Origin of the sequence: Virgibacillus necropolis, from assembly GCF_002224365.1 — a bacterium.
Taxonomy (GTDB): Bacteria; Bacillota; Bacilli; order Bacillales; family Amphibacillaceae; genus Virgibacillus_F; species Virgibacillus_F necropolis.
Genome location: NZ_CP022437.1, coordinates 543981 through 568350, shown reverse-complemented (window position 1 = coordinate 568350; position 24370 = coordinate 543981). Strand labels below are relative to the sequence as shown.

At 37.3% G+C, this 24370-nt stretch carries 19 protein-coding genes; 8 read left to right on the top strand and 11 right to left on the bottom strand.

Features of this window, described 5'->3' with window-relative positions; all coding sequences use genetic code 11:
• Positions 1-8: 8 nt before the first annotated feature.
• Positions 9-1538 (bottom strand): ABC1 kinase family protein, encoded by a 1530-nt coding sequence (locus CFK40_RS02825; RefSeq protein ID WP_227001850.1) that lies wholly within the window; start codon positions 1536-1538, stop codon positions 9-11.
• 327 nt (positions 1539-1865) lie between these two features.
• On the opposite strand from CFK40_RS02825, the gene CFK40_RS02820 reads away from it, so the two are divergent.
• Both CFK40_RS02820 and CFK40_RS02815 read left to right on the top strand, forming a co-directional pair.
• Positions 1866-3983: a choice-of-anchor J domain-containing protein gene (locus CFK40_RS02820; protein ID WP_089530576.1), complete on the top strand. Its 2118-nt coding sequence runs from the start codon at positions 1866-1868 to the stop codon at positions 3981-3983.
• 234 nt (positions 3984-4217) lie between these two features.
• A complete protein-coding gene (locus CFK40_RS02815) occupies positions 4218-5564 on the top strand; it encodes a YjiH family protein (RefSeq protein WP_089530575.1) in 1347 nt (448 codons plus the stop codon).
• A gap of 56 nt (positions 5565-5620) precedes the next feature.
• Here the strand turns inward: CFK40_RS02815 and CFK40_RS02810 are convergent, their stop codons facing one another.
• From CFK40_RS02810 to CFK40_RS02790, 5 genes are all read right to left on the bottom strand, one after another.
• Positions 5621-6448: a sugar nucleotide-binding protein gene (locus CFK40_RS02810; protein WP_089530574.1), complete on the bottom strand. Its 828-nt coding sequence runs from the start codon at positions 6446-6448 to the stop codon at positions 5621-5623.
• A 175-nt stretch (positions 6449-6623) separates the two neighbouring features.
• Positions 6624-7649 (bottom strand): acyltransferase family protein, encoded by a 1026-nt coding sequence (locus CFK40_RS02805; protein WP_089530573.1) that lies wholly within the window; start codon positions 7647-7649, stop codon positions 6624-6626.
• 470 nt (positions 7650-8119) lie between these two features.
• Positions 8120-9514, bottom strand: a complete 1395-nt coding sequence (locus CFK40_RS02800) for an L-cystine transporter (protein ID WP_089530572.1) — start codon at positions 9512-9514, stop codon at positions 8120-8122.
• A gap of 133 nt (positions 9515-9647) precedes the next feature.
• The gene (locus tag CFK40_RS02795; RefSeq protein WP_089530571.1) at positions 9648-10253 is read right to left on the bottom strand and encodes a flavin reductase family protein; all 606 of its coding nucleotides are present in this window, start codon (positions 10251-10253) and stop codon (positions 9648-9650) included.
• Between the two features lie 32 nt (positions 10254-10285).
• Positions 10286-10726: an OsmC family protein gene (locus CFK40_RS02790; RefSeq protein ID WP_089530570.1), complete on the bottom strand. Its 441-nt coding sequence runs from the start codon at positions 10724-10726 to the stop codon at positions 10286-10288.
• A 195-nt stretch (positions 10727-10921) separates the two neighbouring features.
• On the opposite strand from CFK40_RS02790, the gene CFK40_RS02785 reads away from it, so the two are divergent.
• Together CFK40_RS02785 and CFK40_RS20875 are read left to right on the top strand one after the other, a co-directional pair.
• The gene (locus CFK40_RS02785) at positions 10922-11611 is read left to right on the top strand and encodes a Na-translocating system protein MpsC family protein (RefSeq protein WP_089530569.1); all 690 of its coding nucleotides are present in this window, start codon (positions 10922-10924) and stop codon (positions 11609-11611) included.
• A 208-nt stretch (positions 11612-11819) separates the two neighbouring features.
• Positions 11820-11993 carry a hypothetical protein gene (locus CFK40_RS20875; protein ID WP_161493809.1) on the top strand — a complete coding sequence of 58 codons (174 nt, stop codon included), beginning with the start codon at positions 11820-11822 and terminating at the stop codon, positions 11991-11993.
• Between the two features lie 193 nt (positions 11994-12186).
• Here CFK40_RS20875 and CFK40_RS02780 read toward each other — a convergent pair whose 3' ends face one another.
• A complete protein-coding gene (locus CFK40_RS02780) occupies positions 12187-12546 on the bottom strand; it encodes a DUF488 domain-containing protein (protein WP_089530568.1) in 360 nt (119 codons plus the stop codon).
• A gap of 94 nt (positions 12547-12640) precedes the next feature.
• The gene (locus CFK40_RS02775) at positions 12641-14383 is read right to left on the bottom strand and encodes a phospho-sugar mutase (RefSeq protein WP_089530567.1); all 1743 of its coding nucleotides are present in this window, start codon (positions 14381-14383) and stop codon (positions 12641-12643) included.
• A gap of 200 nt (positions 14384-14583) precedes the next feature.
• On the opposite strand from CFK40_RS02775, the gene CFK40_RS02770 reads away from it, so the two are divergent.
• The gene (locus tag CFK40_RS02770) at positions 14584-15675 is read left to right on the top strand and encodes an AI-2E family transporter (RefSeq protein ID WP_319418025.1); all 1092 of its coding nucleotides are present in this window, start codon (positions 14584-14586) and stop codon (positions 15673-15675) included.
• A 50-nt stretch (positions 15676-15725) separates the two neighbouring features.
• Here CFK40_RS02770 and CFK40_RS02765 read toward each other — a convergent pair whose 3' ends face one another.
• Positions 15726-16577 carry a GNAT family N-acetyltransferase gene (locus CFK40_RS02765; RefSeq protein WP_089530565.1) on the bottom strand — a complete coding sequence of 284 codons (852 nt, stop codon included), beginning with the start codon at positions 16575-16577 and terminating at the stop codon, positions 15726-15728.
• A gap of 85 nt (positions 16578-16662) precedes the next feature.
• On the opposite strand from CFK40_RS02765, the gene CFK40_RS02760 reads away from it, so the two are divergent.
• The gene (locus CFK40_RS02760; protein WP_089530564.1) at positions 16663-16842 is read left to right on the top strand and encodes an SE1832 family protein; all 180 of its coding nucleotides are present in this window, start codon (positions 16663-16665) and stop codon (positions 16840-16842) included.
• Positions 16843-17019: 177 nt separating this feature from the next.
• Here CFK40_RS02760 and CFK40_RS02755 read toward each other — a convergent pair whose 3' ends face one another.
• The gene (locus tag CFK40_RS02755) at positions 17020-18861 is read right to left on the bottom strand and encodes a cation:proton antiporter (RefSeq protein ID WP_089530563.1); all 1842 of its coding nucleotides are present in this window, start codon (positions 18859-18861) and stop codon (positions 17020-17022) included.
• A 322-nt stretch (positions 18862-19183) separates the two neighbouring features.
• Here CFK40_RS02755 and brnQ point away from each other — a divergent pair, with 322 nt between their 5' ends.
• Both brnQ and recQ read left to right on the top strand, forming a co-directional pair.
• On the top strand, positions 19184-20485 hold the full coding sequence (gene brnQ, locus CFK40_RS02750) for a branched-chain amino acid transport system II carrier protein (RefSeq protein ID WP_193433352.1): 1302 nt from the start codon (positions 19184-19186) through the stop codon (positions 20483-20485).
• A 165-nt stretch (positions 20486-20650) separates the two neighbouring features.
• Complete coding sequence (gene recQ, locus CFK40_RS02745) at positions 20651-22795, top strand: DNA helicase RecQ (RefSeq protein WP_089530561.1); 2145 nt, start codon at positions 20651-20653, stop codon at positions 22793-22795.
• A 167-nt stretch (positions 22796-22962) separates the two neighbouring features.
• On the opposite strand, the gene CFK40_RS02740 is transcribed toward recQ, so the two are convergent.
• Complete coding sequence (locus CFK40_RS02740; protein WP_089530560.1) at positions 22963-24201, bottom strand: aminopeptidase; 1239 nt, start codon at positions 24199-24201, stop codon at positions 22963-22965.
• Positions 24202-24370: the final 169 nt, after the last annotated feature.

Genomic DNA, 24370 nt, shown 5'->3' with positions numbered 1-24370 from the left:
ATAACCTCCTATTTTCTCGATCTTATCATTCTGAAATGCTTTATCAAAAGAATAACTAGCGTAATGGAAAAGACACCAGTTAGTAGATAACCAATAACCTTGTCCACATAAAGACCAGAATATATTCCTCCTACCATCAAGCTAAAACTAAATAACTCAACAAGTATATAAAAATGGTGCATAAGCTTGTTTTGTTGCTTTTCTTTCTCCCATTCTCTATCCTTTTCCCCATTTTCCAACCATTTTAACATAGCTTTTGGAAAAGATAGAATGGGTTTTGCTGAATCCTTTGCAACTTGTACATAGATGGAATCGGTGAAACTCTTACCGCCAATCCACTGTTTAACTTTAGGCTTTGCCCATTTTTCGATATCCACATCTGGATAAAGACTAACTAATAAACCAAAAACAATTGAAATCGCTCTTCCCAAATAGGCATAATCTGCTGATAATTGAATTGGTTGGTCTTTTACAAACAACCGAATATCTTCCTTTATCGTTTCCATTGTATGTGTGTTCATGTGGATAAATGATCCATTTTGGTACATTTCGATTGTTTGTTTAATCATTTTCTTCAGCTTTGTACGATCAGCATTCGGTAAGACAAAGTTCATGTCATCTAGGGTTTGTACAACCTTATCATAATCATCCATAATAAGCCCTTGAATAAACTGTTTAAAATAATGCGTATCCTGCTTTTTCACCTCTCCAATCATGCCAAAATCAATAATTACAATTGTTCCATCCGATTGAATTAAAATATTGCCTGCATGTGGATCAGCATGAAAGTTACCATCGTTTAAAAATTGATCCAAATAAAAATTAAATAGTGTTTTTGCGGTTTGCTGTATATCGATATTGTGTTTGTTCATGTACGAAAGATCCGTGATTTTGGCACCATCCATCCATTCCATAACCAATACTTCTTTCGTGCAAAGGCTTTCGATATATCCCGGTATGTAAATTGCTTCATTTGTTTTAAACCGCTCTTTAAAGTAGTTACCATATGCTAATTCCTGCTCAAAGTCTAATTCGCGATCCATGACAACTATTAATTCACGATATAATGAGTTTAAATCTGCCTTTTTACCAAAGCTAGTAAATAGTTTAATCATCCAGAATACGAGTTTCAATGCTTTAAAGTCCATATGAAAAATATCACGTACCCGGTATCGCTGAACTTTGACTGCAACCTCTTTCCCATTCTTTAACGTTGCTTTATAAACTTGTCCAATCGAAGCAGATGCCACAGGCTCCTCATTTAATTCTAGTAAATGGTCGTTGATATCCCCACCCCATTCTTTTTCCATTAATGACTTTGCATAGGAAAAAGAAGATGGAGGCACACGGTCCACGAGTCCCGCCAATTCCTGTATAAAGGCATCTGGCATGAAGTCTGCCCTAGTACTTAAAAACTGTCCAACCTTGATTAGTACTCCGCCAAGTTTAACGGCAGTATTACGATACTCTCTTGCTAGCTTCTTTACTAGTGCATTCCACTTTCTCCTCGTTTGTTCATCCCAAATATGATGTCTCATATGGAATAAAGAAACCTGAACTATAAATTTAAATGTCATCCAAACTATAACCGTACACCGATATATAACATTAAACCTTATATCCACATTAACACCTCGCCATACTTTACCCTTAATAGGTATGTTTTAAAACTACGAACATTCCAATGAAACCATAATTGTGAACCGTTGTCGAAAAACTAGCCTTTATACCTATTAAAGTAAAAACTTTGTCATAAAAATAAGCTGAATTAACCGTTCTAATTATTTTGAAAATTATCTATCATTTGTTTATAATTAAAGTATGGCACATATTATATATGTTTTAAAAAATTGGGGAGGTTCTATATGAAGAAACTAGTAGTGTTAACATCTACGTTAGGTTTAGCATTATCGTTAGTTTTACCTACTGCATCTTTCGCAGAAACCGGCACAGGAGACACCATAGAAAATTGGGACAAAGAGCGATACGGTGATATTCAGGATATCACTTCTGAACTGAATAGGTTATCGAAGGATGTGGAATTTAAAAAAAAAGCAAAAGAAAAAATAAAAGAAGCTGCTAAAGCATTAAACGGAGAAAATTTAGATGGTAAAGCAAGCACAGCGGCAGATACACACTTTACCTTTGATGGTGGTACGAAGCAATTTCTGGATCGAAACCTAGCATTCCAGTCATATACACTACGTAGTGTTGGAGAAAACGTGGAAATTTGGGTTGCCGACGACTTAGGATTCCCTGAAGGAGATCCACGCCCAGACCAAGTTGTTACCCAAGAGCAAGTGGACAAGCTTGCTGCTGAATTTGACTCCAATATTTATCCAACTGTAACTGGATTCTTTGGTACCCCAGATTCGCTCACGGGGAGCAATGCTCTTTTAGAAGAGATTGGTGCTGTTCCTGAAGGATATTATGAAACTGGCAACGACAAGGTACAGATGTTAGTAAGTAACATTCCTGACGACAATTATAATGATCCAACTTATCCTTTTTTTGTTGCAGGATTCTTCTGGCAAACACTTGAAATGTACACAGACAGAAACATTATCTCAATTGACTCAAACAATTGGGAAGAACGGTTAGAAGGTACATTTTATAGTACAACTATTCACGAAATGCAGCATTTAATTCACGCAGATAATGACGGTGATGAGACTTCATGGCTAAATGAAGGATTCTCAACGTTCTCTGAATACTTAGGTGGTTATGGTCATGATGCTGGTTCAATCAACTTCTTATTAGATCATCCAGAAAACTCACTTACCAATTGGGATGAGCATGTGGGAGCTGAAACTGGCCCGGAAACGATAGCTGACTACGGACTCGTTTATCTATTTACACTTTATAACTATGAACAATTCGGGCAAGACTTCATCCTTGAAGTTGCAAAAAGTCCATTAAATTCAATAGAAAGTTATAACCAGGCATACAAAGACAACGGTATTAACGAAACCTTCCAAAGTGTTTTTGAAAAGTTTGTTACCGCCGTTTTAATCGATGACGCTGACAATATTAAAGGTAAAAAAGGAATTTATGGTTTTGACTTAATTGATTTACGTGAACTTCCTGTTGGCGATGGAGAAGTTCGCGGTACTACAGTTAATTTTGAACAAGCAAAACTATATGAAAAGGATGGTGTTCCAGCTTGGGGTGCTGACTATAAGGTATTAGACTTTGATGGTAAAATTGATACTATTACCTTTGATGGGATAGATTTCTTACCTTTACAATGGGAAACTGTTGCTGATCCATTTGATGAATCAAATCAAGTTTTCTGGGGTGGTACTGGTGCAGAAGCTGATAATAATTTGATTTTCAAAGCTGATTTAACTGGTACAGATGATGCAACTTTAACATTTGATCACTTTGTAGATATTGAGGAGTCATGGGATTATGGAGTGATTCAAGTTTCTACGGACGGTAAGACCTGGACTAGTCTAGCAAACGAAAATACGCGTTCAGATGTAGTGGAAGAAGGCTATCCTAAGATAAAAGAAAATGTACCAGGATTCACAGGTCATTCGGAAGTTTGGACAGAAGAAAGCTTTGACCTGTCAGAATATGCAGGGCAAGAAATTTACATTTCATTCCGTTATCTAACGGACTGGGGCTATCAAGATTCAGGCTGGTTCGTTGATAATATTGAAGTTCCTGAAGCTGGTTTATCTTTTGATGGAACAAGCACAGACAGCTTTATGTCTAAGTCAGAGCTTCTTGAAGACTATGTAAACTATTCGGTTACTTTTGTGAATGAAGATAGGCATGGCAAATACAAGGTAATGCACGTTGATCCGTTCAATGTTACAGATGAGGATGCACTGCAACTACGCCAGTTGTTCAAAAAGGGGACAAACTATATGACAACTTGGTATGCAGCACCATCTGATCAGGTTGATCCTGTTCCATTCGAATACTCTATCGAATTAAAAGATAACAAAGGAAAACATAAAGGCAAAAAGAAATAGTAGTTTAGAGTGCTACGCCTATCCTATATAGCCTGGCAACCAATAAATATTGGTTGCCAGTTTTTTTAAATTTAATTGAAACATTCCAACTGAGATCCTTGTGTATCGGTGGTATAGCACTACCTTATTCCACATCCTCGTATTCTCTCTGATTTATTTATGCGAAATGAGGTTTTGCTATTTTTATAATTTCTCGTATAATGAAGGAAATAGAATTCCGTTTGGGGGAACAGAATGAATAATCAACACTATACACTAAAAGATCATCTTAAATTTATTATCCCATCGTTACTTGGTATTTTTTTATTTATGACACCGATCCCAACTGATGGCGGTATGACGATTCCGATTGCCATTATGGCAAATTGGATTCAAGAACAACTTGCTGGATACTTATCACTTATTATGATGGTGATTATTATTATTACCGCTATAGGTACAGTACTAGTAAAAATAATCGGTAGCGACAAACTAAATCGCACGCCATTTTTTAAGCAATTATTTAATGTTACTCCTTTTTGGGCGGTTACGCGAGTTGTTGCTGCAGTTTTTGCAATAATGGTTTACTTTAAAATAGGTTCAGTCGTAATCTATGGTGAATCGACTGGTGCAATGCTTTTTGGCCTTTTACATGTTTTATTTGCAGTGTTTTTATTTGCGGGTTTATTTTTACCTTTATTAATGAACTATGGCTTGCTAGATCTATTTGGCACATTAATGACCAAAGTAATGCGTCCACTCTTCCGGTTACCAGGCCGTTCTTCTGTTGACGCACTCGCTTCATGGGTTGGTGATGGAACAATTGGTGTTTTATTGACAAGTAAACAGTATGAGGAGGGCTATTATACGAAGCGTGATGCAGCAGTTATCTCTACAACATTTTCTGTTGTCTCCATTACCTTCACATTAGTAGTAATTGATCAAGTGGGCCTCGGGGAAATGTTTGTTCCATTTTATTTGACGGTAATTGCAGCTGGGCTAATTGCAGCCTTTATCATGCCACGCATACCACCATTATCTAAAAAGGCAAACACATATATCAATGAAGCAGAAGATGATATGGACGAGTCCGCCCCTGACGGTCACAACATGTTGACGTTTGGTTACAAAAAGGCACTTAATCAAGCGAAAACACAATCAAGTGTTTTGAAGTTTTTCAAAGAAGGTGGACAAAATATCTTAGACATGTGGATGGGTGTCGCACCAATTGTTATGGCGTTTGGTTTAATAGCAGTAATGATTGCAGAGTACACACCTACCTTCCAATGGCTGGGTTTACCATTCGTACCATTGCTTGAATTGATGAATATTCCATTCGCTCAAGCAGCATCCGAAACAATTTTGATTGGTTTCGCTGATATGTTCTTACCGTCCATTTTAGCAGCGTCCATTGATGCAGAAATTACTCGATTTATTATTGCAGCCTTGTCTGTTACACAGTTAATTTATATGTCAGAAGTTGGTGGCCTGATCCTCGGAACAAAAATTCCTATATCCTTTGTTCAGTTATTCATCATCTTTTTACTTCGTACACTTATTTGTTTGCCCATCATTACGTTAATCGCACATTTGATATTTTAAAAGCAAATTTTAATATAAAAACCCGCTACGATTTGAACATCGTAGCGGGTTTTTTACTATCTGAATTTTTGATCAGACACTTCTTTTATTTTATTTGTAGTTAATGATGTGTTCTTAGGGATTTCTGTATCTACCTCTTCTTGTTCAGAACCCTTGATTACAAGTGTTTCATCATATCCCATCAGTTGTGCAGATGCTTTCATGAACTCATAAAAGCTTTGCTGCTTATCTGGGCCAACGTGATAGATACCAGTCACATCATTAAAAACCATTTCTTCAATAACGTTTGTTAAATCTTCTATATGCACAAACGTTCGAATTAAGTCATCTCGAAAGTCTATAGGCTGATTGGAGCTTAGATGATAAGATAATCGATCTGTACGATCATCCAATTTTCCTACCTCATTTTCCCCGTATATTGGTCCTGCTCGCAATACCACATAATTGGAAAACTCTTTATCAATTAACCGTTCTGCCTTGACCTTTGCATTTGTATAGTTACTAAAGCTATGATCATCAGGTAAATTTGACAATGGATCCTCTTCACTATACGGTCCATCACCATGAGAAAACACAAAGTCTGATGAAATATAAACCAATTTCGTCTGTGGTGTAAGATGTGTCATCAAATGCATTAGGCCTTGGTCTGTAAGTTTGTGCTCATTTGGGCCGCTCATTACTGCCCATACCACCACATCTGGCTTTTCATTTTTAAAAAAGTTTGAGAAAGATTCTGGTTCATTCACATCCAACTTATACAGCTCATCAATTAAAGCTGGTTCACTTAAATATGTTCCAACAACAGTTGCTTCTGGTACATGCTTTAATTTTTCGTATATAGAAGCTCCTACATACCCACTAGCACCAAATACACAAATTTTCATCTTAATCACCTTCCTGCTTTCTATTTATCCAGCTCCAGCGCCCATTGCCTAATGCCCTTCCGACACCTTCTTGCGATAAGTCAACATCGAATCGCATACGCTCTTCGTGTTTCCTTTATCTCATACGGTTTCGTTCAGGTCATACGGCAATAAACGGGCGCTTCCGCTTTCACTTTTACGTATGAAGGTTCTGGTTGTGCTGATTCTTTTTGTTGGAATGACCAAATAGACTTCTCATTACAGATACTTTTCCCTCAATGATTGGTTGTGAAACCAACTGAACTGGTTTACTTGATAATAAAAGTACGATAGTTGCAGCTATAACTGCTAACCCGATTATATCTACCACACCATTCACTTCAAATAAATTCGTTTCACGGAAAAACTGTACAAAAAATCCATGAAGTAAATAGACGTAAAGTGTTTGAGTTCCAAGTCGTGTGAGCTTACTTTCTTTTGATGGAACCCAAGCTAAAACGCTCATCGCCATCGCTGCCGCCGTAACGTATACGAGTAATCGAGCTATTATACCTAATTCCGGTAATCCTAAATCAATATATGACTCTGAAGCTAATAACCAACCAGAATTAAATTCTGGTGCGATATATATAGCAGCAGCAACAAATGTCATTACAATAACTGAAGCGAAACGTATACTTCTTCTTTTCAAGAACATCACATGGTCCTTTGTTAACCAATACCCAATTAAGAAAAACGGGAAAAACACAAAAGTCCGTGATAAACTAAATGTGTGACCGATCTCGCCAAAGTATCCGACAAGTAATCCAACACCTATCGCTACTGCCATACTTAGCATGGCTGGCATCCTTTTGAAAAAATAAAGCAACAAGTGCCAGCTAAATAAACTGAATAAAAACCATAATGCCCAATGCGGATAAAAGATACCTGTTTGCCAGTCACTTTGGCCCAAAAAGAAATAGTATCCTGAATACAACGCTTGGAAAATTAGATAGGGTAACAACAGTTTTTTAGCTAAATTCATAATATATTTTTTATTCCCTAATCCTTTTGCAAAAAATCCTGCTAGAAAAATGAAGGCAGGCATGTGAAACGTATATATCCACATATATAATGTGGTAATCCAATGCGATCCACTCGTAAATGGCTGAATCATATGACCAAATACTACTAAGAAAATAAGCACTAATTTCGCATTATCAAAATATGCATTTCTTCCCATTAAACTCATTCCTTTTAAGTTAATATCACCATGTAAAATCAATATACCCGTTTTTTAAAAGAAATACATGTGTAAAGTGTCGAATTCATAAGGTTGTTAGGCAAATGTAAATAGAATGAAATAAAGATATAAAAGCGTAATACTTGTCACACATTAGAAAAGCGCAAGCGCCCGTTTAGCAACGTACAAACTGGAGCACTCCGCAATGAGATAAAGGAAACATGCCCCTGCAACAGGGGTATGCCGACGCCTGAGCGACAGCCCGTAGTTAGTCGGCCTTCCTTTTTCAACAACCGATGTTGACTTATCGTAGTGGAGGAGTGTGAAGTTTGCTAGTTGCTGGGCGCTGGAGCTAGACATGACCGGTGATATAAGTAAGCTTAATAGAGCTACATAAAAAATTAAAAAAGCCACGTCCATATAGGAAGCGACTTCTTGTGTATTTTATTGCACTGTTCCACTTTGTAGCTTTATAACGAAGTATCTTTTTCTATCGCTGTTTCGTCATTAAATGTTTCTATGTTCAACTTCTTTAATATTCGGGATGTTAATGTTCCAGATAAAATAGAATCGTTCACATTCAGTGCTGTACGGCCCATATCAATTAACGCTTCAATAGATATAAGAAGCCCCGCTAACGCTACAGGCAAATTCATCGAAGAAAGAACGATTAATGCCGCAAAAGTTGCACCACCACCAACACCTGCTATACCAAATGAACTTATACCAATAATTAAAACCAGTTGCAAAATAAATCCTGGTGTTAACGGATCAATTCCAACTGTCGGCGCGATCATCACCGCTAACATTGCTGGATATACACCAGCACACCCATTTTGCCCAATTGTTGCACCAAATGATGCTGACATATTTGCAATTCCTTGATCCACACCAAGCGAATTCTTTTGTGTTTGGATGGTTAATGGAATTGTTCCTGCACTAGATCGGGATGTGAATGCAAAGCTTAATACAGGCAAAACCTTTTTCAGGTACATCATTGGATTTAGACCAAAAACACCGACTAAGACTAAATGAATAATGAACATGACGAACAGGGCAGCGTAAGAGGCGATCACGAATTTACCTAATTCAACGATTCCACCAATATCTGTGTTAGCTACTGTGGTTGCAATCAATGCGAGTATTCCAAATGGTGTTAGTCTTAGTATCATCGTAACGAATCGCATAACTACCGCGTAAATAGCATTCATAATTTTAGTGAACATTTCTGCATGTACTGGGTTTTTCCGACGAACACCTAACACTGCAATCCCTACAATGATGGAGAAAATAACTACTGCAATAGTTGAAGTAGGTCGTTCTCCAGTCATATCTAGAAATATATTAGAAGGAATAAAAGATAGAATTTTCTCTGGGGTTGATAAATTTTCCACATCTCCTAGCCTTGATTCCAGCATTGCCCCACGATCGTTCTCTGCTTGACCTGCATTAATTTGGTCTGCGTTTAAATTAAATAATGCCGCACTTCCAATTCCAACTAATGCCGCTATCATTGCTGTAGAAACAAGAATACCAATAATCCACGCAGCCATTTTTCCTAGTTCCGACGACTTTTCAAGATTGATAATGGACTGAATAATCGATACCATAATGAGTGGCACTACAATCAACATTAACAAGCGAATATATCCACGGCCGACTACGTTATACCATTCCGTTGTTTCATTTAAAATATCCGATCCTGTACCATAAATAACTTGTAGAATAGCACCTAATACAACTCCGAGCCCAAGACCTGTAAAAACGCGCTTGCTAAACGAGATATGTTTCTTTTGCATATAAATTAAAAGTACGATAATTCCTAGTAATAATACGACGTTAAGCAAAACATATGTGAAACTCATTGGCCTTGCCTCCTTCCTTTATTGTCATTTACTATATGTTTAAAAAATAAAATTGTACCAAAAAATTACACACAAAAAGGGAGAAAGTCAGTTTCCTGCTTTCTCCCTTTTAGAAACACATATCTTCAACAGCTTATTTATCCAAATCCTTGTTGGGCAGTCCGTAAAATTCATGGATAAACGCGTAGTCACCCGCCATTCTTCCAACTGGTTTTAATTTTTCAGGGTTCACTTTGTCATTTTCCATGTACATTTCATCACTGATATGATAGCAAACAAGCCGGCCTAAGATAAGATCACTACTCCCCACTTTAACAATCTGATCTAATTGACACTCCATATTTACGGGAGCGTCAGCTACTTTAGGGGCCCGCACAAGTTTACTTTCTGCCTTTTCAAGCCCTGCTATTTCGAATTCATCCTCATCGAGCTGAAAGTACTTGCTAGTTTCATACATTTTGTTCGCTTGTGACTCTTGTACAATATTAATGACAAATTCGCCTGTCTCTCTAATATTAGATAATGTATCCTTTTGTCCGTTCTTATTTTGTCCCCCGCCAACAGAAAAACACAAGGTGATCGGATCCATTGAAGCAACGGTAAAAAAGCTAAATGGCGCTAGATTTGGAGTTCCATTCTTATCAATAGATGAAACCCAGGCAATTGGCCTAGGAACCACAGCTCCCTTGATTAACTTGCTCATATTCCGCTTACTAAATTGTGTATGATTAATAATCAAATGCTGTCCTTCCCCCTTCCTACAGGTACATCTTACTCTATTGTTGGTTCGAGCTCTATCTCCACATTACCTTGCAAGGCACGTGATATCATACAGCTTTTTTCTGCTTTATTGATTAACTTTTCTAGCTTACTATAGTCTTCATTCGATGCTTTACTTGTCAAACGTACGAATGGTTTATGGATAATTTTTTTATAGGTAATTACCCCATTTGTAACATCCACCTTACCATCTGATGCAAGTGACATTTCTTTTAAAGGAAGATCTGCCCGTTCAATCATTGCAGCTAATGTTATTAAATAGCACGTTGCAGCTGCACCTAGAAGCATTTCATCTGGATTTGTTCCGATTCCTGGACCATCCATTTCCGGTGGAATAGAAACTTTTGTTTTAAGATTCCCAGTTTCTATAAATCCTTCACTATTTCGTCCGCCTGGCCAGCTTGCTTTAAGTTCAAAAAGATGTTCCGCCATCGTATCACCTCTTTCTATCTTCATTCTACCTTAAAATTTTCAATAAATTAAATCAAAGATAATAATAAAATGGGGTATTCCTACCCTATTTATCAAAAAATGCTTTTTCAAAGTCCAGCTGAGTGCTATAATTTACAATAGGGAAAGCAACAAAACGTGCTCTCCTCCATGTTCAGTTTAAAAGGATGAAAAACATTGCAAAAGAAAACAATCGAAGCAGATATAGCAAGCTATGTTGGTAAGTTATTTCGCGATAACTTTGGAAAAGGACCAGGCTCGATTTATGTATCAGTCGCTAAACCTTTTATAACTATTCATTTACGTGACTTCCTAGCACCACTGGAGCACGTACTTATTAATCAAAAAGAAGATTTAAAAGTCCAAGAAACGCGTGATATAGTAATGCAAGAACTCATTCCTGAGATCAAAGACCAACTAAAAGCCATTTTAAGTATAGATATTGAAAACATCTACTATGATTGGTCATTAGTCAATAAAACAGGTCTTATTTTAGCCATTGAGAATACAATTGAAGTAAATGTAGATCCAGACTATCTTAGTTATCCTGCAAAAGAAAAAGTTCACGAGGAGATCGCACGTTTTACTAAAAAAGCCCAAAAAGAACCAAAAAACATAGAATCTTTTATGCTTAATTCTAGAACTTTGGTATCTGTACGCGAAGATATACTTGTTCGTATTGAAAAAGAATTAATTAAATCGGGATTTGGCGAACAACTGAAGCTTTCTAAACGTGGTCTTGAAAAAGATATACTTAACACTGATTTTTTGGAATCTATTTTAGATGCTGAAATAGAGGATGCTTTCGTTGATTGGGATTTTGATTTAGATAAAGGTTTTCTCATATTAGTTTTAAAGGAGTTTTAACTACATAGGTGGAAATGTCTGGACAATAGAGCCACGACATAAGCCGAAAAGGATAGATCCTTTTCGTTTTTTTGGCAGATAAGAAAGTATAAATCCTTTCTTACTGCATAAGTGCAACTAAGGCTTTCGCCATTAAGGCTTGGCGATAAGCCAAGTTTTCTAATATTAAAAAGGGATCACTCAAGCAATATTTATAAGGAGTAGGTGCATGTACAAAATAATAGGCATAGGCAAAAATGATATTCGAATCGAACTAGCAAATAAGAAGGAAGTTATAACCTTTCCATCTCAGGAAGACGCGCAAACCTTCATCAACAAGCTAACCTCTGAAGGTGAGATTACCGATGGGTATCAATTAGTTGTTGAAAAAATAAATCAGTAGAGGGACGTTTCAAAAAGTCGCCAAATTAGAAATTAGAAGGTCAAGGCACGAGAGTTTTGAGGACCAGAACGTATGCCCTTAATACGTGAGGACCAGAGAAACCGAGTAACGAAGAGATTCGCCATTTATCATTTGGTGACTTTTTGAACATCCTCTAGAAGAACTCCACCAGCTCAATCTTGGTGGAGTTCTTCTACTGATGATCCAATATTTCCTTTAAGACACTTGCTTGGTTATACTTTTCTTCTTTAGATGCGTATAATAGGGTTACATTTTTATCATGTTTTTTGGTAATATCCTTTATTTCCTTGAGCGCTTCCCCTTGTTCCCCATTCTGTAACTCTTTTTTATACTTCTGTTTAAAATCTTCATATTTTTCAGGATCATGACCAAACCATTTGCGTAGATCACTTGATGGTCCGATCTCCTTAATCCAGTGATCAAGCTTGGCATCCTCTTTTGACATTCCACGTGGCCAAACACGATCTACTAAGATACGTACCCCATCTGAGTCCACCTTATCTTCATATACCCGCTTTAAGTTTACTGGCATTAAATTATACCTCCTAATAAATTGTCTACTACACGATACCCTTTTTCTTGAAAAAATAAGCAACCAACATCAATTCGATGCTGATCGCTATCTTTTAGCTGTGTTGGATGGTTCGATTTATCACTTGATCCATCGCTTCTTTTAATAATGCAAGCCTCTCTTGACTCTCTATTTTTGACGCTTCACAAACTCCATAATAGCATTTAATTTTAGGCTCTGTACCAGATGGACGAAGGCAAACCCAGCTATTTTTTTCCAAGATAAACTTAATTGCGTTCTCATTTGGTAGGTCCATTTTTTCTTGGTCAGTCGAATCACCAAAAATTGTTCGATTGCCAGTAGCGTAATCCTCCATTTTTTCTATTTTCAGTCCCGCTACTTCAGTCAATGGATTTTTACGAACATCTTCCATAATCAACGCGATTTTAGCGGATCCTTCTTTACCTTTAAGTGTTAACGAAGACATACCCTCTAAAAAGTAACCATGTTTCGCATAAAGAATATCTAATGCTTCAAGAAGCGTCTTACCCTGTTCTTTCCAGAAATATGCCATTTCACACGCCATCATAGCTGCCTGTACTGCATCTTTATCTCGAGCAAAGCTACTAATCAAATAACCATAGCTTTCTTCATAGCCAAAAATAAATGTCTCGCCTGTACTATCGAACTGGCGAATCTTTTCACCAATATATTTAAAGCCTGTTAGTGTGTCGATTGTTTTTGCCCCATAATGGGTTGCGACTGCTCTTCCGAGTTCGGTAGTCACAATCGTTTTCAGCATCCTTGCATTAGTGAGCAAGGCCTGATCACTATGTGAAAGGATGTAATCAAGCAACAGTGTACCTAGTTGGTTACCTGTTAATACTTGATAGGATTGATCTGAATCCTTAACAGCGACACCTAATCTGTCAGCATCAGGGTCTGTTCCAATTAAAATATCAGCATCCACTTTCTTACCTTTTTCAATCGCTAATGTAAACGCCTGATGTTCTTCCGGGTTTGGCGATTCAACAGTTGAAAACTCAGGATCAGGTTTTGCTTGTTCCTCGACGACATGTACGTTCGGGAATGATAGTTGTTCTAATCCTTTTAAAACCAAATCGTAGGAAGTTCCGTGAAGTGGCGTAAAAACAATAGATAATACTTTATCCTTTTCAAGCTCTTCTTTTTTCAGTTTAGACAGCTGTTTCAATTGCTCTAAGTATGCATTGTCGATTTCGCTGCCAATCCAATTTAACAAGTCTTTATTTTCAAGTTCACCCTGTTCAATAAAGGGTACGGTCAGTTCGCTTTCTGTTTGTTCAATAAACGAAATGATTTCAGTTGCTTCGTCAGGAACAATTTGACCGCCATCTTCATTATAAACTTTAAAGCCATTGTATTCTGGCGGGTTATGACTTGCGGTAATCATGACTCCAGCAACAGCTCCTAAATAACGAACAGCAAAGGACAATACTGGTGTCGGGTGAAGCTCATTAAATATGTATGTTTTAATACCATATGATCCTAGAACCTTTGCAGTTTCAATAGCAAACTCCTGTGACATGTAACGTGAATCATAGGAGACTACGACACCACGATCATTTACGTTTACACAGTTTACTTTTAAATAATTCGCAAGACCATTAACAGCCTTTCTTATGGTATAGATGTTCATCCGATTGATACCTGGGCCAAGAATACCACGCATTCCTCCAGTTCCAAATGTTAATTCTTTATAAAAAGCATCTTCTAGTACTTTTTTGTCGTCTCTTAGATTGTCTAAGTCCTTTTTCAAGGAAAGATCTAAATTTTGGAATGAATTCCACTTTTCGTATGCTTGTTCCCATGTATTCATGTATAATATCCCCCTAATTCGCCCCTAATGTTGTATCTTCCAAAGTTTAGCATAACTTTTAAAATAATTCTATTTACCTATAATTCGTTTACCAATTGGAATAATTGGAAAAAACTATCAGTATCCTTTTAGAATCTCTTCCTATTATATCGATTTACGGTTAAAATGAAAGGTATCTATATATTTTTAATTAGAAAGTTGTGATCAGATTGGTTAAAAAGCGATGGTTCCAGACACTCACATTATTTATCATGATATTTCTTTTGATTCTATTAATCTCTGCAACAAACTTTATTTTTGACCCCATATTTAAATATATTGGAGCAGTCGCTATCCCAATTATTGGTGCAGGTGTGTTATTTTATCTAACAAAACCAATTGTACGTATTTTAGACAAATATAAGGTGCACCGTGTTTTCTCCATTATTATCGTATTTTTGGTGATTTCGTTAGTTATTTATTTAATAGCAACGTACATTGCACCAATTGCCCAGAAGCAATTTGGAAATTTAATCGATAATATACCTAAAATGGTTGAAGCCGCCCAGGAATTAATTACGTATTGGCAGTCCAACCAGGATATGCTTCCTGTAGAAATAGAAAATACATTAAACAATATCACGTCAAATCTACAAACATATATTGAAGCGACTATGACATTTCTATTTGGTTTTATAGGTCAATTAATTGGATTTGTCTTTGCATTAGTACTTGTGCCATTCTTTTTGTTTTTCATGCTCAAAGATGGAGAAAAGTTTGCGCCATTTGTAACACAAATTTTTTCAGAGAAAAAGGCAAAAAACCTTAAAAATCTCTTGCACAAGTTAGATGAAACGTTAACCTCATATATTCAAGGGCAGCTTCTTGTCAGCTTTGCGATTGGGGTACTATTATTTATTGGGTACCTAATCATTAACCTAGAGTATGCACTTACTTTAGCATTGTTTGGCATGATCATGTGTGTCATTCCGTTTATCGGGCCATTCATATCTGTGGTTCCAGCTGTTATTGTAGGGTTTTTCCAGGATCCAATCATGGCAGTGTGGGTCGGGGTCATTATGATCATTGCACAACAAATTGAAGGTAATTTCATTTCACCAAATGTAATGGGACGTGCGTTACAGCTACATCCATTAACAATCATTACCATCATCCTTGCAGCAGGAAGCATTGCAGGATTCTTAGGCATCTTATTCGCAGTTCCATTTTATGCTGTTGCCAAAACAATCATTGTCCATTTTTACCAAACCTATGTTAAGGCACAAGATGATAGTAAAGATGCACTGATATAGCTTACAAAAACGCTTAGATTGCAATGACCTAAGCGTTTTTGTTCGCATCTCTATTTTTTAGTGAATTCATATACTACCGATGTACCAACTTCATAATAGCCAATTTTTTTATAGACACGGTTAGAGGTTGGATAATCTGCATCCGTATAAAGACTACAAAACTGAGCACCTTCGCTCAGCAACTTCGAGGTCAATGCCGCTACTGAACTAGTCGCATATCCTCTTCTTTTATAGTTATCAGGCGTATAAACCGCATTGACTGTTGCACCATTTTTCGTTTTTCTTGAACGATTAACCATTGATACAGGTTTTCCATCTACTAACCATAAGAAAGTGGAGCGGTCGTTTAGAAATTGAATGGCTAGATGATCTGCATCCTCTCTTGATATGACTTCATTCGCTTCTTGTCCAAATTGAAGAAGCCATTCTGTAATAAGCTGATGGTATTTATTATCCGCTACAACTAATTCACCAGCTGTACTGGGTATGGGGTTAACCTTATCCAACTGATAAATAAGCTGTTTCATATGTATCGTAGAGGTGACTTTATTCCATTTTTCCCATTCCTCAACAAACGGCTTTACAAGAAAATCAGGGCCTAGGATTCCTGGAACTTCTATCTGTTTATCCCATAAAAAGGCTGCAACTTCTTTCGTCACATCTTCTGAGGTCACTTCAAGGTCCGGGAAAATCCAATTATTAGGAGGTGTTTGCATAAAAGGAAAAATGGCTACCCCATTCTTTTCAACATATCCTAAAAGCGCGCCTTCATACAAAGAATGCCCAGCTACAATTCGACTTAGAATTCCAAGCATTAAATTGTTACATGCTTCTTTTTCTAACAAAAGAGATTCTACTAATTTCAAATATTTCTCTGGATCCTTTTCAAAATGAATGTTCATCAACTTTCCCCCCTTTTTTGTAATTGTATAATAGTATACACTACTAGTGTAGGACTTTTTTCAGAAAAAGCTAGGAGTGAAAACGATGAAGGCAAAGGAAATAAAAGCAAAATTAATAGAGTTAAAAGCCGATTACGCTCGAATTATGGGTGATATGGATAAAGTGGAAGCTGTTGGTCAACGAACAACAATTGAAGAGAACCAGTTGGCACTGCTTGAAAAAGAAATCTCTGATCTGAACAAACAACTGGAAGAGCTCGAATAGAGTATCAGCAACATTTCGCAGTTCATCAGCATTTAGCTTAATTCTTATTCTTATTTTTATTCTTAGAAAACTTGGCTTATCGCCAAGCCTTAGTCGCACTTATGCAGTAAGAAAGGATTTATACTTTCTTAACTGCAAAAAAACGAAAAGGAGACCAAATTGTTGGTCTCCTTTTGACTAGAGATTATTTCGCTGATTCACCAATTTTTCTTGAATTTTTTTATATTCCTTACTAGGTGGTGCTAAACTTACCACAATGTCCCCTGCTTCTGGCGTGATTTTCAGATCTTCGGAATAATAATACATTTTACCAGATGGTTTTAGCATGTATAGCAGAACCGTTTCCTCGTCTCGTTCGCTTAGGTAACGATTGTAATTATATTGATCTGTAATCGTCGTTTGACGGAATACATAGCCACTGGTTATTTTACTACTTAAATCTTCCATCGACATATCATCTTTGAAAATAATTTTGCCACCGATTTTATCAACAACATCATTCATATTATCTACTAATGTATACGGACTTGCTTTGTATACATTTGTTCTGCCATACTCTGGCATAAATGTTGTACATACCAATGCATTATATGAATGAAAATCCGTCGCTGCAATCAAGTATTCATATGGGGTTGTGTCTAAGTGATATTCGGTTTGCTCAGAAAGCATTTCTCCATGATAAAAAGGAATTCCCGCCTCACGTGTTTTTCGGAGACGTTCCCATGATGAATCAACGATAATTACTGGCGCCTTCACTTTCGTTAATGACTTGGCTAATTCAACGGTAAATTCATTACTCCCTACAATAATAGTGCCTGGACGTCCCTCCATGGATAAATGGAGTTTCTTAGCCATCCAGCGAATGGAAAACCCGTGGGCAACAACGGTGAAAAATACAAGTCCGAATGTGAGCGTTGTGATGATGGATGCATCCTCATAGCCAGCATCACTTAATATCGAAGCAAAGTAACTCGAAACAGTCAACGCGACAATTCCCCGCGGCGCAATCCACCCTACCAATAATTTTTCATTTAACGATAAATCAGTACCTAATGTTGATAAAAAGATGGATAATGGTCGTACGATAAACATCATCAATAGTACATATCCAATAATTTCTGGCTGAAAAATTTCTAATAACACTTCTACCTGTAAGGAGGCAGTCAGCATAATGAAAATAGCTGAAATTAATAGCATAGACATGTTTTCTTTAAAATGTCTCATGTCAGCAACAGAGCTTATCCCCATATTTGCAAGTGTCATACCCATCGCAGTCACCGCAAGTAACCCTGTCTCGTGCATAATTTCATCGGCGATGGTGAAACACAAGATAACCACTACAAATACTGCTGGTGATTTTAAATACTCTGGAATATTACCAGTTTCAAACATCCAGCCAATTCCGCGGCCGCATGCCCATCCTAGTATTGCTGCGAAAATGGACGCTGCAAAGAATAAGATAAGTGCAGATCCATCTGGGTTATTCGCTGTGAAGTATGCAATAATTTCAAATGCAAATACAGCAAGTAGCGCACCAATCGGATCAACAATGATACCTTCCCATTTCAATATCTTCGCTGGCCGGGGCTTTAATTTAGATTGCCGTAATAAAGGCAAGATAACTGTTGGTCCTGTCACGATAAAAAGTCCACCAATTACAAACGCGACTGTCCATGATAACCCCGCTATATAGTGTGCGGTTAGTGATCCTAAAATCCATGCAATAAATGCACCAACTGTCGATATCCGGAATACTGGCTTCCCTAATCCGCGCAACTCTTTAAAACTTAAGTTCAAGCTACCTTCGAACAAAATAATAGCTACGGCTACGGTAATAATTGGATTATATACATCTCCAAAGTCCTCTTCAGGATTCATCAAGCCAAATATTGGACCTACCAAAAGCCCCGCAACAGACATGACAACAATGGCTGGCATTCGATAACGCCAGGATAACCATTGCGATCCAATCCCTAAAAGACCAATGAGCATAATTTCAAAAAGAATTGACGGAACCATATCAAACCCCCTCTTAATATCTTTACCAAGATTTTTATATAAAGTTATTTTAAATGTGTAGGGTATTAATGTAAACAATTTTAGTTCGGTTTCAAATAAAATTTTCACGAATTTATTCACACAACTGTTAAAACTCTTTGTTATCTAGTGTTGACAAGCCAATAGTTAACTTGTTAAGATTGTGCTTGCTGTTTTATAAACTGTGAAATTTCACACTAAAAATTATCTGATAATATAGAAAACAATTAGTATTAGTATACCATTATTTGTAAACAATTTTCGCGAGGTGCATTTTTTAGTCTAACCAGAAGGAGCAAACATCATGAAAAAAGATACATTTATAATTGGATTTATGCTTTTCGCCTTGTTTTTCGGTGCTGGTAATTTAATTTACCCTCCAACCCTCGGAATTGAATCAGGGACTTCCTATTGGGCAGCAATCGCTGGCTTTATCATTACCGGTGTAGGATTACCAATACTTGCTGTGACAGCCATTTCTTTTGTAAAAAGCGATGCACGAGAACTAGCTGATAAAGTCCATCCGCTATTTGGGCTTATTTTTACGTCAGTTGTTTATTTAGTCATCGGACCACTTTTTGCTATTCCACGTGCCGCATCTGTGGCATTTGAAATGGGCATAGAACCATTTACTGCAAACATGTCAACATCACTTGTTTTGTTAGTATTTACAACAATCTTTTTTATTTTGGTTTATGTTGTCAGTTTAAATCCATCTAAAATGGTGGATCGAATTGGCCAATATTTAACACCAATCCTGTTAATTGCGATCGTTGCTTTAGCTGTTGGTGGATTCATCCTGTTAGATACCCCAAGTTCTGGTCCAACTGATAAATATGCCATTTCACCATTTTTCACTGGGTTTGTTGAAGGTTATTTAACGATGGACGCAATCGCTGCTTTGGCATTTGGTATCATTGTTGTCAATGCTTTTAAAGAGCGCGGTGTTACTTCCCAAAGCCAGCTTGTAAAATCCACTTTAAAAGCAGGGATTATCACTGGTATTGGATTAATCATCGTTTACGGCTCTATTGGTTGGATTGGTTCGAAAATGGCTACTGTAGGAACCTTTAGTAACGGCGGAGATATTCTTTCCAGTGCTGCAAATATTATGTTTGGTAGCTTCGGCGCATTGTTACTAGGAGTCATTGTAGCTCTGGCATGTCTTACAACGTCTGTCGGATTAGTTGTAGCATGTGGACAGTTTTTCACCAAGATTACGAACTTAAGCTATAAATGGATCATTTCTCTAACAACAATTGTTAGTTTTCTAATTGCAAATCAAGGGCTAAATACGATTATTGGTTATTCTGTACCAGTACTCGTTTTTATCTATCCAATTGCGATTGTACTAATCATATTAACCTTTATTCAAAAGCTATTTCATGGTGCTCGTGCTGTCTACCAAGGCGCCATTCTATTGACAGCAGTAACTAGTCTTTACGATGGTTTACTTGCATTTGGTGTCGATTTATCAACTGTGACACCCTATATGGAAAAACTTCCATTCTTTGCGCTAGGTCTGGGGTGGGTTGTACCCGCTGTAATTGGTGGAATTATTGGCTATATAATAGCTAAGATTGCAAAATCAAACTACGAAAAATAATGAAAGTTTATAATAATTATAAAGCTGATTTGTCTTAACACCGTCCTTTGATAGGAGCGGTGTTTTTGTTTTTTCTATAAAGCCAAATAATCTTTATGACTGATATTTTCGGCTCATTTTTTCATGATAAATATGTTAATATATAAGTAATGAAGGAGGATTATGATGATCGCTGAAGCAGAAAAAATCCTACAAACCTATTATGGTTTCCCATCTTTCAGGCCAGGCCAAAAGGAAACTATATCAAACATACTTGAGTTAAATAATACACTAGCTGTCATGCCCACTGGAGGCGGTAAATCCATTTGCTATCAAATTCCTGGGATGTCACTCGACGGAGTTGCGATTATTATTTCGCCATTGATTTCGTTAATGAAGGACCAAGTCGATGCTTTAAACTCACTTGGTATTGCAGCTACATATATAAATAGTTCATTATCAACAACTGAACAACAACGTCGGCTTCAGGATATCGAAGCACGGCGTTATAAGTTTCTCTATGTCGCACCAGAACGCTTTGAGTCATCTTATTTTATACAAATGGTGAAACGATTACCTATTGCGTTAGTTGCGTTTGATGAGGCACATTGTATTTCGCAATGGGGGCATGATTTTAGGCCTAGCTACCGTTCAATTGTACCGAATTTAAAGGCTTTATCAAATATTCCTGTCTATGTTGCACTAACTGCCACCGCTACGGAAGAAGTCATTTCTGATATTCAGAACCTGTTACACGTTGAAAATGAACATGTTATTAACACTGGATTTGAGCGTGATAACTTAGCATTTCATATTATCAAAGGAAAAGACAAGCCGAGCTATATTCGATCTTTTCTATCTGAACGAAAAAATGAATCTGGGATTATTTATACAGCAACCCGAAAACAAGCAGATGCCTTATATGATCAATTAACAGCAAAAGGACTCTCTGTAGCAAAATATCATGCTGGTATGTCTGAGGATCAGCGAAAAAAATCGCAGGCTGCATTTATCCAGGATGAAGTACTTATCATGATCGCTACAAATGCATTTGGAATGGGTATCGATAAATCCAATGTACGATATGTCATTCATTATGCAATGCCAATGACAATTGAATCTTACTATCAAGAGGCTGGGCGTGCAGGGCGAGATGGCGAGCCAAGTGATTGTATCTTACTTTTCTCCTCACAAGACATACAGCTACAGAAGTTTCTGATCGAACAGTCCTTCATGGATGAGGAAGCAAAGCGTCAAGAATATCGCAAGCTACAAGCTATGATCAACTATTGTCATACACACAGCTGTTTAACGTCGTTTATTTTGGATTATTTTAATGATGCACATGTGAAAAAGACATGTGACCGTTGCAGTAATTGTATGCATCGCACAGATCAAACTGACATGACAAAGGAAGCACAAATGATACTGTCCTGCGTGAAGCGAATGGGTGAACGATTTGGTGTAAGCATGACAGCAAAAGTTTTAAAGGGATCAAATGATAAAAAAGTTAAAGATTTTAAGCTAAATTCAATTTCTACGTACGGCATTTTATCCAACTACACCGAAAAAGCGTTAACCGAATGGATTCACTTTATGGTTGCAGAAAAATTACTCGCTACGGAGGAAGGCCGCTACCCCACTTTAAAATTGAATCAAGAATCAGTTGATGTACTGAAAGGAAATCGAACCGTATGGATGTATTCAACTGTTATCCCAACTGGGGAAAGCGCAGATTATCAAGAGGACCTTTTTGAAAAACTAAGACAACTACGTAAACAAATTGCCGACGATCAAAATGTTCCACCATACGTCCTATTTTCTGACGCGACACTAAAAGACTTAAGTCGTTATTTTCCAGATTCAAAAGAAGACATGCTAACGATCAAAGGAATTGGCGAGAAAAAGTATGAACAATATGGCGATGTTTTTCTAGAGGAAATTCAAGCCTGGCGCGAAAAAAACCCAGACGTGAAAACAAAAGTTAGGATTGACGATAGTACCTCTGTGGCAAAGCCTAGGCCAAAAAACACTGATGAACCTAGTCATCTAGTTACCTATGAAATGTTTCGGTCAGGTAAATCGATTAAAGATATTGCAGTCATTCGCGAGATGTCACAGCAAACGATTGAAGGCCACATTTTCAAAGCAACGAAAGAAGGCTATCCAGTTGCCTGGGGAATATTTTTCACTGAAGAAGAGGAGCAGAAGGTTTTGGAAGCCCGAAACGAAATCGATGAACCTAGACTAAAGCCATTGAAGGATTTGCTCCCTGAAGGATACAGTTACACGAAGATCAAGGCAGTTTTAGTTAAAAACGAATATATGTGATTTGAGGGTGTACTTCCTTTGGGAATGCACCTTTTGTTGTGTAGATGCGTTGATATCCTTAAACGAACGTTGATTTTATCATTCGGTAGTTATCAAAAACTTGTCACGTGACCCAAAAACCAAAATACCACTCCCCAACAAACTCGGGAGCGGCACAATTCAAAGTTTTATTTAATTTCAAATGCCCATGTTCCATTACGGAAAACAGCTTCTGTTGTTCCGTCCTGCATGACGCCATCAATATCAAGGTTTTCTGATCCGATCATGAAATCGACATGTGTTAAGCTGTCATTAACACCATGCTTGTCAAGTGCTTCACTATCCATGTCTGCTCCGCCTTCTAAATTGGTTGGATATGCTTTTCCAAGCGCGATATGGCAAGATGCGTTTTCATCGAATAGTGTATTGTAAAAAATCAATCCTGATTGTGATACAGGTGATTCATGTGGCACCAATGCAACCTCACCTAGACGTCTAGCACCATCGTCCGTATCTAGTAAATGTTTTAATGTATCTTCACCTTGTTCTGCTTTAAAGTCGACTACTTTTCCTTCTTTAAAGGTTAATATGAAGTTATCGATCAGGCTTCCCCCATAGTTTAATGGCTTGGTACTTGAAACTGTTCCATTAACGCCATATTTATGTGGCATAGAAAATACTTCCTCTGTCGGCATATTCGGATTGAACGTAATGCCTTTTGCAGAATCGGCAGACCCGCCTTTCCAAATATGTCCTTCTGGTAATTCCAATTCAAGATCAGTTCCTGGTGCTTTGAAAATTAATTTTTTATAGTTTTTCTTATTCATTAGCTCGCGTGCAGTTTTCAATGTATCATTATGTTCGCTCCATGCTGCGATTGGGTCTTCTTTATCAACACGGACAATTTTTACGATTGCATCCCAAAGGCTTTCAATCGCATCATCCTTAGATTGATCAGGGAAAATTTTCTGTGCCCAGTCACCTGTCGGGATTGAAATAATAGACCAAGTAATAAGATCATTCATCGTGTATTTGCGGAAACTTGTCATAGCCTGTGCCGCAGCTTTATTTGCTTTGGCAACCCGTGCTGAGTCAATATCCTTTAATAAGTCCGGGTTGGTCGAACGGATCGACAATACAGCAGCACCATCTTCTGCGTACATATCATGTAATTTTACTTTCCACTCAGGAAAATCTGCAATCACTTCATCTGGCGAATTTTCATATTTTAAAAGTGTAAGTTCATCATCTACCCAGTTAATATGTACGTCCTTTGCACCAATTTCGTATGCTTTCCGGACAACAATTTTAGTGAACTCCGCGCCCTCTATTGGTGCATTAATCATAAGTGCCTGATTTTTTTGTAAATTAACTCCTGTACGCAATGCAAGTTCTGCATACTTTTCTTTTATTTTTTGGCTCACCATTCTATTCCCTCCGTTGATATCATATATTTCGTGTACCGTTATTATTTCATAAAACCTCCCAAATTACCAAGCAATTGTACAAATTATGCAAAAATGTTGTTGTCAATTATTGTATATCTGTTTATCTCACAACCATATAACTGATTTTACGCATCATCTAGAATGTGTT

Excerpts from the sequence above, each read along its gene's own strand:
- CFK40_RS02825 (WP_227001850.1), bottom strand. The coding sequence starts at position 1,538 with ATGAGACATCATATTTGGGATGAACAAACGAGGAGAAAGTGGAATGCA.
- CFK40_RS02820 (WP_089530576.1), top strand. The coding sequence starts at position 1,866 with ATGAAGAAACTAGTAGTGTTAACATCTACGTTAGGTTTAGCATTATCG.
- CFK40_RS02815 (WP_089530575.1), top strand. The coding sequence starts at position 4,218 with ATGAATAATCAACACTATACACTAAAAGATCATCTTAAATTTATTATC.
- CFK40_RS02810 (WP_089530574.1), bottom strand. The coding sequence starts at position 6,448 with ATGAAAATTTGTGTATTTGGTGCTAGTGGGTATGTAGGAGCTTCTATA.
- CFK40_RS02805 (WP_089530573.1), bottom strand. The coding sequence starts at position 7,649 with ATGGGAAGAAATGCATATTTTGATAATGCGAAATTAGTGCTTATTTTC.
- CFK40_RS02800 (WP_089530572.1), bottom strand. The coding sequence starts at position 9,514 with ATGAGTTTCACATATGTTTTGCTTAACGTCGTATTATTACTAGGAATT.
- CFK40_RS02790 (WP_089530570.1), bottom strand. The coding sequence starts at position 10,726 with ATGGCGGAACATCTTTTTGAACTTAAAGCAAGCTGGCCAGGCGGACGA.
- CFK40_RS20875 (WP_161493809.1), top strand. The coding sequence starts at position 11,820 with ATGTACAAAATAATAGGCATAGGCAAAAATGATATTCGAATCGAACTA.
- CFK40_RS02780 (WP_089530568.1), bottom strand. The coding sequence starts at position 12,546 with ATGCCAGTAAACTTAAAGCGGGTATATGAAGATAAGGTGGACTCAGAT.
- CFK40_RS02775 (WP_089530567.1), bottom strand. The coding sequence starts at position 14,383 with ATGAATACATGGGAACAAGCATACGAAAAGTGGAATTCATTCCAAAAT.
- CFK40_RS02765 (WP_089530565.1), bottom strand. The coding sequence starts at position 16,577 with ATGAACATTCATTTTGAAAAGGATCCAGAGAAATATTTGAAATTAGTA.
- CFK40_RS02760 (WP_089530564.1), top strand. The coding sequence starts at position 16,663 with ATGAAGGCAAAGGAAATAAAAGCAAAATTAATAGAGTTAAAAGCCGAT.
- CFK40_RS02755 (WP_089530563.1), bottom strand. The coding sequence starts at position 18,861 with ATGGTTCCGTCAATTCTTTTTGAAATTATGCTCATTGGTCTTTTAGGG.
- brnQ (WP_193433352.1), top strand. The coding sequence starts at position 19,184 with ATGAAAAAAGATACATTTATAATTGGATTTATGCTTTTCGCCTTGTTT.
- recQ (WP_089530561.1), top strand. The coding sequence starts at position 20,651 with ATGATCGCTGAAGCAGAAAAAATCCTACAAACCTATTATGGTTTCCCA.
- CFK40_RS02740 (WP_089530560.1), bottom strand. The coding sequence starts at position 24,201 with ATGGTGAGCCAAAAAATAAAAGAAAAGTATGCAGAACTTGCATTGCGT.